Origin of the sequence: Candidatus Pantoea edessiphila (assembly GCF_002933345.1) — a bacterium.
Classification (GTDB): domain Bacteria; phylum Pseudomonadota; class Gammaproteobacteria; order Enterobacterales; family Enterobacteriaceae; genus Pantoea_C.
On sequence record NZ_PDKR01000001.1, the window covers coordinates 161,539 to 173,910 of the forward strand.

Here is a 12,372-nt window from a genome sequence, read left to right on the forward strand (position 1 = left end):
AAATAAATATCTTATATCTTGTAATAAGATGTATTTGATGCACATAAGTGATTAATAATACATAAATTACATTTCGGAATACGAGCCTTACAAGTATAACGTCCGTGAAAAACCAGCCACATATGACAGTTTTTTTTAAAAGATTTAGGAACTACCTTTAATAATTTATTTTCTACCTGTATGACATTTTTACCGGTTGCAAAACGAGTACGATTACATACCCGAAAAACATGAGTATCTACTGCAATTGTAGATTGATTAAAAACAATATTTAGTATAATATTAGCAGTTTTTTTACCTATTCCTGGTAGTGTTTCTAATGCAATTCTATTTTCTGGTATCTTGCCGTCATATTTTTCTAATAACATATGACAAGTTTTTATTATATTTAATGCTTTTATATTATATAATCCAATAGGTTTAATATATTTTTTTATATTATTTAAGCCTAGTTTTAAAAATTTTTCAGGAGTATTAGCTTCTTGATAAAGTTTTTGTGTCACCTTATTAACAATTATATCAGTAGATTGAGCCGATAATAGAGTAGATATTAGAAGTTCAAAGGGTGATTTAAAATTAAGTTCAATAATAGGATTAGGATTTTTATCTTTAAGAATATTAAGTATTTTTATTCGTATTTTTTGATTCATTTAAGTTCTTTTAATTATAATATTTTAATAAATAAGTTATAAATTTATTTATATTAAAAATTACAGTTACAGATTAAATCTAGTTTAATAGGAATATGATCTACATCCCATTCTATGTGGTTAATAGTTATATTTACAGAAATTAACTTAATACAATTGACAGGACAATAATCTATGCATAAATTACAACAGGTGCAATAATTACTTATTACTGTATGAATATTACGTACAGCTCCTACTATGGCGCCAGCTGGACATGTTTTAACACATTTATTACAACCTATGCATTTATTTTCTTCAATATATGCTATTTTTTTTAAAATAATTTTATTGCTGTGTCTGATTAGTTTTGGTTCTATATTAAGCATTTTTGCTATTTCTAGCATATTTTATTACTACCTCACACTTAAATGCTTTAATAATTAAATTATTAAATTTGATATGAATCATAAATTATATAGATTAATAATTTTATTTTTGCTATCAAATAATTTAAATTAATTATTATACAATAACAAAGGTTTATTTCTTTAAAATAAAAGATAATATTAATGTATTATTTTAGAGTAATGAATAATAACTAATCTTTAAATGATACTTATATTTTTATGTCAATGTGTTACAATTGCTAATATAATTCATTAAATACACGAGCCAAAGAGCCATTTCCCTTAATTTTAATTGGCATTTCTTCTGCAGAAACAAAACAAGATTCACCTGATTTTAATAATAATAATCTATCATCTTTAATAATAGTAAAATCACCTTGAATACAAAATAATATTGCCATACTTTTCTGATTGATATTTTGCAATTCATTTGTTAATACGTGAATTGTAAAAGCAAAATCCAATATTTCGATTGGAAAACGTAATTCGTTTTGTAATTTTTTAGGTTTTATTAATATTTTACTTAATAAAGAATCACTTAATTTTAAGTTCATCAAAAATTCAGATATATCTATATATTTTGATGTTAAACCCGCACGTAAAACATTATCAGAATTAGCCGAAATTTCTATTGCATTACCTTTCAAATATATATGAGGTGTTCCACAAGATATAAATACAGCTTCACCTGGTTTTAGAAAAATATTATTAAAAAATAAAAGCAAAAATAAAGAATTATCTTCTGGATAGTTTATAATTATAGTTTTGATAGTATGCCAAGGTTCTTCTTTAAAAAGTTTAAGTTTTGATTTTAAAATATTAAATGCCTTTAATTTTTCTTGACCTTTTAATAATAAAAGATATTTTAATAATTTTAATAAATTATTCTGGTTTGGCATTCTGAGAAAAATATTAATTGAGGGATGTATTTCATTGATTATATTTAATAATGAATTTATTTGAGCAAATGTTTTAAAACCTATCAATGCATGAAAAGGAGTAATTGCATAAATCAATTCAGGTTTGTAATTTTTATCTTTATAATTTCTTTTATAACTATTTATTGGAATTGATCTACTATTTTCTTTTAAGAAGCCTTGTTTAGCAAATATTTTATTAGGATGAACTTGAATTGATAATGGATTTTCAACACATATTATCTTAAATAAAAAAGGTAATTCACCAAAATATTGGTATACTGAACTGCCTAATAACTTCTGAGGATTTGAGTTAATAATATCACTTAAAAATGATATTTTATTATTATAATGTACTTTAGAAGGAGTTTTAGGATGTGTACCTATCCATAATTCGGCCATTGGCAAGTTATGAGGATTTGTAAAATTATATGTTTCAGATAAAAAAGTTCTACTACCCCAATTATAATTTTGTAACGAATTCTCTAATTTTAATATCATTGTGCTAATAAAATATTCTGCATGGCCTATATTAATAGTTATAGCATAAATAAAAAATAACCGTAGTTTTTAAATATATTAACATATTTATTAATTTTTAATAAAGGAGAATTTATCAATGATACCAAGTCGTATTGAAAAGGATTCAATGGGGTCTGTAAATGTTCCAAACGATAAATTATGGGGAGCGCAAACTCAACGTTCATTAGAACATTTTCATATTTCTACAGAAAGAATGCCAATTGTATTTATCCATTCATTAGCTTTAATTAAACGTGCTGCAGCAATAGTAAACTGTGATTTAGGGATATTAAAAAAAAATATTGCTGAAGCAATCATCAAAGCAACTGATGAAGTAATGGATGGTAAACATAACGAAGAGTTTCCTTTAGTTATTTGGCAGACTGGTTCTGGTACCCAAACAAATATGAATATGAATGAAGTATTAGCTAATAGAGCTAGTGAAATACTTGGAGGAAAAAAAGGTGTTTTACGTTTAGTGCATCCTAATGATGATGTAAACAAAAGTCAAAGTTCTAATGACGTTTTTCCTAGTGCAATACACATAGCATCAGTAATAACTATTAGAGAACAAATGATCCCCAAAATTAATACATTAAAGAAAATACTTAATGATAAATCTAATGCATTTAAAAAAATAGTAAAGATTGGTAGAACTCATTTACAAGATGCTATACCATTAACGTTAGGTCAAGAAATTTCTGGTTGGGTAAGTATGATTGAAAGCAATATTAAACAAATAGAACAAAGTATCCCTTATTTGTTTGAACTTGCTTTGGGTGGCACAGCAGTTGGTACTGGATTGAATACTCATCCAAATTATGCAGTTAATGTCGCTAAAACAATTGCTAATTTAACTAAATATCCTTTTATTACTGCACCAAATAAATTTGAAGCATTGAGCAATAGTAATGCGATAGTAAATTCACATGGTACATTTAAAAACTTAGCCACATCTTTAATGAAGATTGCTAACGATATAAGATGGTTATCATCGGGACCACGTTGTGGTATTGGAGAAATAATGATTCCAGAAAATGAGCCTGGAAGTTCAATTATGCCTGGTAAAGTCAACCCTACTCAATGTGAAGCAATGACTATGATTTGTTGTCAAGTTATGGGTAATGATGTTGCTATTAACATAGGAAATTCATTGGGTAATTTTGAATTAAATGTATTTCGTCCAATGATAATGTATAATTTTCTTCAATCAATTAGACTTTTAACTGATGGAATAGATAGTTTTAATCGTTATTGTGCCATTGGCATTAAACCAGTATATGAACGTATTGATAAATTTTTAAACGAATCATTAATGCTAGTTACTGTGCTTAATAATCATATTGGATATGATAAAGCAGCAAAAATTGCTAAAAAAGCATATCAAGAAGGTACAACACTTAAAATTTCAGCGCTAAAATTAGGATATTTAACTGAAGAAGAATTTGATTTTTTAGTAAAACCGGAAAATATGGTAGGTAATGTAGAATAATAAAAAAATTTGTATTTTGTTTGGTTATTAATATCAAATAAATATTTTATTTTATCAGATATATTATATGTTAATTTAGATTAATTTTAAAATAGCTTCGATACTAGTTTTTGCATCACCGAATATCATATATGTATTTTCTTTAAAAAATAACGGATTATTAATTCCAGAATAACCAGAATTCATAGACCTTTTAAAAACAACAACATTTTGAGCTTTCCATACTTCTAGTACAGGCATTCCAGATATAGGACTATTAAGGTCTTCTTGTGCAGCTGGGTTTACAGTATCATTAGCTCCAATGACTAAAACGATTTCGGTATTAACAAAATCTTTATTAATTTCATCCATTTCTAATACTATATCGTATGGAACTCGTGCTTCTGCAAGTAGAACATTCATATGACCTGGTAAACGACCGGCAACTGGATGAATAGCAAAAACAACTTTAATACCATATTGTTGCAATTTTTGAGTTATTTTTGCAACTGAATATTGAGCTTGTGCTACTGCCATACCGTAGCCTGGAGTAATAACAACTGATGAAGCATTTTTTAAAAGATTTACTATTTCTTCTATCTCAATTTCACAATATTTACCTAAATCTTCTGTTTTAATAATGTTTTTATTATTAGCTCCTCCGGAAATTATATTAATAAAAGAACGATTCATTGCTTTACACATAATATAAGAAAGTATAGCTCCTGATGAACCTACTAAAGAACCAGTTATGATTAATAGATCATTATTAAGCGTAAAACCTACAGCAGCCGAAGACCAACCAGAATAGGAATTTAACATAGAAACTATAACTGGCATATCAGCACCGCCAATTGATGACACTAAATTAATTCCAAATAAAAGTGCAATTAAAATCATTATTACTAATAATATAATTTGTATCTTTTGATCACTAGTATTAATGAAATATAATAAAAATATAAAAGAAACTACTAAAATCAAAATATTCAGTTTATGATGATATGGTATTATAAATGGTTTAGAACTAATTTTGCCAGATAACTTTCCAAATGCTAATAAAGAACCAGTAAAAGTTATTGCACCAATAAAAATACCAATAAAAATTTCAGTTAAATGAATACTATTTTCTACAAATGGGTATAAAAAAGGTGAATAATTAATATAACTATTAATACCTACTAAAACGGCTGCCAAACCAACAAAACTATGTAAAATAGCAATTAATTCAGGCATTTTAGTCATTTCAATTTTTCTTGATATAAAAATGCCAATTAATCCACCTATAATCATGGCTAAAAAAATCAAGATTTTAGCATGGATAAAATTTTTAGTAAAAATAGTTGCAATTAATGCAATTACCATACCACTTATACCAAAGAAATTTCCTTGTTTAGAAGTATCATGTTTTGATAATCCTTTTAAACTAAGGATAAAAAATATTGAAGAAATGATGTATGCTGCAGTTATTAACCCGCTAAACATAATTCACCCCTTACGAAACATTTTTAACATTCGGTGAGTAATATTAAAACCGCCGAATATATTGATACTGGATACTAATATTGCTATAAAAGAAATATAATTAATCAAATAAGTACTATCCATTTGTAATATTGCTCCAATGATAATAATTCCTGAAATAGCATTAGTAACAGACATTAATGGAGTATGTAATGCATGATTAACATTCCAAACTATGTAATAACCAATTATACATGAAAGGATAAATATATTAAAATGAGATAAAAATTCAGTTGAAGCATTATTAGCTAAATAAACAAATGATATTAATAATAAAATAATAAGACAATATTTATAAATAAAATTGCTTTGATTTTTCACAATTTGTTTTTCTTGGAGAGAAATTGGTTTTGTTTTTTCTGTAATAGAAATTTTAACAGGAGGAGCAGGCCAAATGATTTTTCCATTATCAACAATAGTAATATTCCTTATTATTACATCATTAAGATCTAATTTTACTTTACCTTTTTCTTCTTCATATATTAGTTTAATTAAATTAAATATATTAGTAGAATATAATTGTGAAGATTGGCTTGGTAAACGACTAGGAAGATTAGTATAGCCTATGATTTTTACACCATTAGTTGTAGTTAAAACTTGATCACAAACAGTCAAAGAACAATTTCCACCTGCTTGTGCAGCTATATCGACAATAACACTACCTTTCTTCATATTATTTAATACCATTTCTTTTGTAATAAGTTTTGGCGCTGGTTTGCCTGGAACCATGGCAGTAGTAATTATGATATCAACTTCTCTTGTTTGATTATAAAATAGTTTCATCTCGGCTTTAATAAAAGCTTCAGACATCACTGATGAGTACCCATCTGATGAGCTAGATTTTTCTCCAAAATCTAATTCAAGAAATTCAGCACCTAGACTTTTTATCTGTTCTTTTACTTCTAGTCGAGTATCAAATACTCTTACTATAGCACCCATTTTTACAGCAACACTTATAGCTGCTAAACCAGCTACACCTGCACCAATAACTAATATTTTAGCTGGAGATATCTTTCCTGCTGCAGTAATTTGTCCTCCAAAAAAACCACCAAATTCATAAGCAGCTTCAATTATAGAACGATAGCCAGCAATATTTGCCATTGAACTAAGAGCATCTAAAGATTGTGCTCGAGAAATACGTGGCACAGCATCCATGGCAATTACTGTTATTTTTTGTTTTGCTAATTTTTTTACTAAAGATTGATTTTGAGCTGGCCAAATAAAACTTATTAATATACTTCCTTGTTTTATTAAAGATATTTCCTCATCATTAGGTGGGTTAATCTTTAAAATTATATCAACTTGCCAAATATCTTGACTATTAACAATTTTTGCCCCTTCATTGAAATAGCTTTGATTATCAAAACCAGAATTTTTACCTGCTTCATGTTCAATGAAAATATCAAAACCTATTTTAATTAATTGTTTAACAACTTTAGGTGTAATAGATACACGGGCTTCATTTGATGATTTTTCTTTAGGTATACCTATTAACATACACGTTCCTTTTTAATATAATATTTTCTAAAATTATAGAAATTATACTTTGAAAACATTAATGTTAAGCATTATATTAATAATGATTTAATTACTGTACTTAAATGTTTATAATTTATTTTTATTAAGATATTACTATAGAATTTACTTGATCTATTTATATATAATGATATATAGAGCATACAATTTTTATTGTATTAATAGCTCTATTTTGTTATTTGTTATAGAATTGAAAAATATTTGTATTTTAAAATTACTTTTTGAATTAATAAAATTAATTATTGTAAATAAATATTTATATAAAAATGAAATCTTATTTATTGTTTTAAATAAACCAATTAAATGATTATGGATAAATACTCAAATATAGCAAATATGATTAATATCAAATAAATAATAATTTATTATTTATTCACTATGTTTAGTTATAAGTCAACTACTTATTAAATATATTTATTTATATACAAAGGATTAAGAGATGGGTTTTCTTAATGGTAAACGTATATTAATTACTGGTATTTCCAGTAAATTGTCTATTGCTTATGGAATTGCAGAAGCTATGCATAGACAACAAGCTGAATTGGCCTTTACTTATCAAAATAACAAATTAAAAAATCGTGTTGAAGAATTTGCTAAAAATTTTGATTCAAAAATTACTTTACAATGTGATGTATCTCAAGAAAACAATATTAAATTGTTGTTCCTTTCATTATCTGAATATTGGTCAAAATTTGACGGTTTAATTCATTCCATCGCATTTGCTCCAAAAAATCAATTAAATGGAGATTATGTAAATAAAGTAACATATGAAGGATTCAAGATTGCACATAAAATAAGTAGTTATAGTTTTGTTTGCATGGTAAAAGAATGCAGAATGATGTTAAATCCAAATTCTTCGTTAATAACTTTATCTTATTTAGGTTCTAAAAGAGCAATCCCCAATTATAATGTAATGGGTCCAGCAAAAGCTTCTTTAGAAGCAAATGTTCGTTATATTGCAAATATAATAGGTCCGGAAGGAATAAGAGTTAATGCTATTTCTGCAGGTCCTATTCGTACTTTAGCATCATCAGGTATTAAAAATTTTCGTAAAATGTTAGCATATTGTGAAAGAGTTGCTCCACTTCGACGTACTGTAACTATTGAAGAAATAGGAAATTTAGCCGCTTTTTTATGTTCTAATTTATCAAGTGGTATTACAGGTCAAATCATTTATGTAGATGGTGGTTTTAATATCGCAACAATGAATGAGTTATGATATATTATTTATATTCATATTTTATGTTTATATGTTATATTAAAATTTATAAAATTAGTTAATTAATATGTTATAAGTGATTTTAATATTTACTGTATAAATCAAATTTATAACTTTATACTTAAATAAATAATAACTATTGTTACTTACTTGTATGTAATTTTAATATATCTAATAAAACAATTTTGTTTATAGGTTTTATCTATTATAAATCTATTAGTTAAAAATAATTATATTGATTAATATGTTAAAAATATATTATTTAAACAAATAAAATATTTTTTGTTTATTGTTGTTCAAACATATGTCATAAAGCAAAAGCATACTTTATGCATACTACTAAGGAATGAAAAATGTTTATTTTAATAAATTAATAAAACAATAAAATAGTTTATAATTTTTAAGATTTAAAAAATTAAGATATAAAAATTAATAAAAAAGTGTTTTTCTATCTAATTAAAAAAAGGAAATTTATAAAGGTAGATTTATTTGTCAACAAAATAGTATTTACTTATTAGAACATTGTAATGTAATACTTGATATTAAGTAATCATTGATTCCATATTTAAATATACTGCAATAGATTGAAATATAATATTAACTAATCTTTTATTATTAATAGTTTCCATAAGGTAACTATGAAATTACAAATTATACGTTATATTGTATCTTATATCTAAGATACTTTGTAAAGTATCTGACAATCAAAAAACAAGACAGAAAATTTATCAAATAGTTACAATTTTATTCACAAACAAATCTTTGCATCTATTCTATATTTTGATAAATTAAATAAAAATTTGTTGTTTTTATTTAAAATTATAATTCTATAAATAATATAATTGAGATATAAAAATAATACAGAGGTATAGTATGTCTTATTATAAATTTTAAGCTACTGTCTTATACACCTAAGGTTCTTTATAGTAATTTCATAGCTTATCATGTAAGCTAATATAATGATAGCAATTAGTTTTAACAGGTAGCAACTTCTAAATCTATTCCAGTTAAATTTGAAATTATCTAACTAAGATTTAAATATGATATTTTCATTAATCTATTTTATATCTGTAATTCATCTAAATATTAAAAGTCATGTTTCAGAATAATATACTACTTATACAACTTAAAGAAAAATTAAGAGCAAAAAATAATTTTGTTGAAGGTATTGTTAGGAGTAAAGGAAAAGATTTTGGTTTCCTAGAAGTTAATTCTCAAAAAAGTTATCTTATTCCTAAGTCTCAAATGAAGAAAGTGATGCATGGTGATAGAATCATTGCTACTATAAAAAGCAATAAAGATCGAGAATTTGCTACTCCTGAAAAATTAGTTATACCTTATTTAAATCGCTTTGTAGGACGTATATACGCAAAAAACAATGTTATATTAATTATGCCAGATAATCCATGTTTAAAGGAATTAATTCCTTGTAAAAACATAGAAAGTTTGAAATATAAATTTCAAAATGGTGATTGGGCAATAGCTAAGATGTGTGCACATCCATTAAAAGATAAATGTGGATTTCATGCTGAACTAATTGATTTTGTAATAAAATCTAACGATCATTATGCTCCTTGGTGGGTAACTTTATCTCGTTATAATCTTGAACGTAAACCTCCTACTGTTGATTTAATTGAAATGATAGATGAAAATTTAAATCGTAAGGATTTAGTTGATTTGGATTTTATTACAATTGATAGCATAAATACTGAAGATATGGACGATGCACTTTATATAGAAGAATTATCTGACGGAAATTTACATCTTATTATTGCCATCGCTGATCCCACTTCTTATGTATCAGAAGGTAGTGAATTAGATACAATTGCTGCTCAGCGTTGTTTTACTAATTATTTGCCAGGGTTTAACATACCTATGTTACCACGTCAACTTTCTGATAATATCTGTTCTTTACGACCTAATTATAGACGTCCAGTGCTTGCTTGTAGTGTAATGATAACTAATGAAGGTAATTTGTTAAATATTAATTTTTTTGCTGCATGGATAAAATCCAAAGCTAAATTAGCTTATAATGAAGTTTCTGATTGGTTAGAAAATATTGGAACATGGAAGCCTACAGATGTTAAAATTGCTAATCAAATACTTCTTTTATACCGTTTATGCCTAATACGTATTAAATGGAGGCAAAATTATGCATTAGTATTTCAGGGTCGTCCAGATTATCGTTTTTTAATTGGAGATAAAGGTGAAGTATTAGAAGTCATTGCTGAACAACGCCGTATAGCTAATCATATTATTGAGGAAGCTATGGTTCTTGCTAATATATGTGCAGGTAAGATATTAAATGAAAGATTAGGATTTGGTATTTATAATGTACATCTAGGTTTCGATTTAACTAATATTCAACAAGCTATTGCTATTTTAGCAGAACATAACATTATAGTTGACGCAAAAACTATCACTACTTTAGATGGTTTTAGACTATTACGTCGTCAATTAGATGCTCAACCGACACAATTTCTTAACAATAGATTACGGCGTTTCCAAGCTTTTGCTGAAATAAGTAATAAACCAGGACCTCATTTTGGTTTAGGTCTTGAAAATTATGCTACTTGGACTTCCCCTATACGTAAATTTGGTGATATGATAAATCATAGATTATTAAAAGCAATAATTATTGGCAATAAAATTTCATGTCCTGATAACTCATTAATTATAAAAATAAGTGAACGTAGAAGATTAAATCGTATAGCTGAAAGAGATATTAGTGATTGGTTATATGCTCGTTACTTATTGAAATTTGTTGGAACTAACCACAAGTTTATTACAGAAATTATTTATATTTCTAGAAAAGGTATCAAAGTAAGATTATTAGATAATGGAGCTTTAGCTTTCATTCCTTTATCATCTATTCATTTAGTTCGTGATGAAATAATATGTAATTATGAAAATGGTACATTGAATGTCAAAGATAAATTTTCATTTCGTGTTAGTGATATTATAGACACAACTATTACAAAAGTATGTGTAGATACGCGAACTATATTTGTGCGTCCAATTATTTAATAACATTATTGTATTATTAATAATTTTAATAATCTCAAGTTTATATATAGTAACTGAAAATTATTAATTATTATTTTAAACTTTTTATAATTAATTTCAAGGTATTGATTGGATTTTTAGATTGAGTTATCGGTCTACCCACTACTATATAATCAGCTCCTGTTTTTTTTGCTTGTTGTGGAGTCATTACACGACGTTGATCATTAGCATTAGTTCCTATTGGACGAATACCTGGTGTTACTAATATAAATTGTTCGCTAGTAATTTGCCTAAAACGTTGAACTTCATGAGCAGAACATACTACTCCATCTAAACCACATTCTTGCGTAACTATCGCTAGACGCTCTGCTTGCTCTGCTGGAGAAGAAAAAATACCTAAATTTTCTAAATCATTTTTATCCATGCTGGTTAGTATAGTAACTGCAATTAAGAAAGGAGCTTCTTTTCCTAAGGGTAATAATGCTTTTTTTGCAGCGATCATCATACGTGTTCCACCACTAGCATGGACATTTATCATCCAAACACCAAGATCAGCAGCAGCAGCGACAGCATATGCAGTAGTATTTGGAATATCATGAAATTTCAGATCTAAAAAAATAGAAAAATTGCGTTTTTGAATATCTTTTATCAAAGAAGGACCGAATAATGTAAACATCTCCTGACCTATTTTTAAATGACAACTATTAGGATGGATTTGATCAATTAACTGGAATGTATCCTTTAAATTATTAAAATTAAGGGCTACAATTAACATTTGCGATAAATCTTTTGATTTTATCATACTATTTTAATTTTTTATGATTAAATTTATAATATTTAGAAACTAAAAATTCATATTATCCTAATAAATATTAGAATTTTATTGTAAAGAATTAAACATATAATATTTTATATACATATCTTTGAAAATTTAAGTTGTTTGAATAAATGGTAATAGACTATCATGATATAACTTTTAAGTAAAAATATTTTGGTTTTAATGATTTTTAATTAATTAAAAATGTATTTTTTCATTAATAGATATTATTATTTTTACATCTTTTTAGTTATGTAAATATACAAGCAATTAAGCAATAATGATGCGTTATCTCAAGTGTTAAAATTTATGTACTGATTG

At 25.8% G+C, this 12,372-nt stretch carries 9 protein-coding genes; 3 read left to right on the top strand and 6 right to left on the bottom strand.

Features of this window, described 5'->3' with window-relative positions:
• Window positions 1-11: 11 nt before the first annotated feature.
• The 3 genes from nth to manA all read right to left on the bottom strand — a co-directional run bounded on the left by nth (window position 12) and on the right by manA (window position 2,457).
• Window positions 12-650, bottom strand: a complete 639-nt coding sequence (gene nth, locus CRV09_RS00815) for an endonuclease III (protein ID WP_136132241.1) — start codon at window positions 648-650, stop codon at window positions 12-14.
• 53 nt (window positions 651-703) lie between these two features.
• Window positions 704-1,036: an RnfABCDGE type electron transport complex subunit B gene (locus tag CRV09_RS00820; protein WP_136132242.1), complete on the bottom strand. Its 333-nt coding sequence runs from the start codon at window positions 1,034-1,036 to the stop codon at window positions 704-706.
• A 242-nt stretch (window positions 1,037-1,278) separates the two neighbouring features.
• The gene (gene manA / locus CRV09_RS00825) at window positions 1,279-2,457 is read right to left on the bottom strand and encodes a mannose-6-phosphate isomerase, class I (RefSeq protein WP_422386569.1); all 1,179 of its coding nucleotides are present in this window, start codon (window positions 2,455-2,457) and stop codon (window positions 1,279-1,281) included.
• Between the two features lie 118 nt (window positions 2,458-2,575).
• Between manA and fumC the strand changes: the two genes are divergently transcribed.
• Window positions 2,576-3,970, top strand: a complete 1,395-nt coding sequence (fumC, locus tag CRV09_RS00830; RefSeq protein WP_136132243.1) for a class II fumarate hydratase — start codon at window positions 2,576-2,578, stop codon at window positions 3,968-3,970.
• A 75-nt stretch (window positions 3,971-4,045) separates the two neighbouring features.
• Here fumC and pntB read toward each other — a convergent pair whose 3' ends face one another.
• Together pntB and CRV09_RS00840 are read right to left on the bottom strand one after the other, a co-directional pair.
• Complete coding sequence (pntB, locus tag CRV09_RS00835; protein WP_136132244.1) at window positions 4,046-5,434, bottom strand: Re/Si-specific NAD(P)(+) transhydrogenase subunit beta; 1,389 nt, start codon at window positions 5,432-5,434, stop codon at window positions 4,046-4,048.
• A gap of 3 nt (window positions 5,435-5,437) precedes the next feature.
• Window positions 5,438-6,970: a Re/Si-specific NAD(P)(+) transhydrogenase subunit alpha gene (locus tag CRV09_RS00840; RefSeq protein WP_136132245.1), complete on the bottom strand. Its 1,533-nt coding sequence runs from the start codon at window positions 6,968-6,970 to the stop codon at window positions 5,438-5,440.
• A 478-nt stretch (window positions 6,971-7,448) separates the two neighbouring features.
• On the opposite strand from CRV09_RS00840, the gene CRV09_RS00845 reads away from it, so the two are divergent.
• Together CRV09_RS00845 and CRV09_RS00850 are read left to right on the top strand one after the other, a co-directional pair.
• Window positions 7,449-8,228, top strand: coding sequence for an SDR family oxidoreductase (locus tag CRV09_RS00845; protein WP_136132246.1), 780 nt, complete (start codon window positions 7,449-7,451; stop codon window positions 8,226-8,228).
• 1,095 nt (window positions 8,229-9,323) lie between these two features.
• Window positions 9,324-11,255 (top strand): exoribonuclease II, encoded by a 1,932-nt coding sequence (locus CRV09_RS00850; protein WP_136132247.1) that lies wholly within the window; start codon window positions 9,324-9,326, stop codon window positions 11,253-11,255.
• Between the two features lie 70 nt (window positions 11,256-11,325).
• On the opposite strand, the gene pyrF is transcribed toward CRV09_RS00850, so the two are convergent.
• Complete coding sequence (gene pyrF, locus CRV09_RS00855; protein ID WP_136132248.1) at window positions 11,326-12,036, bottom strand: orotidine-5'-phosphate decarboxylase; 711 nt, start codon at window positions 12,034-12,036, stop codon at window positions 11,326-11,328.
• Window positions 12,037-12,372 lie beyond the last annotated feature (336 nt).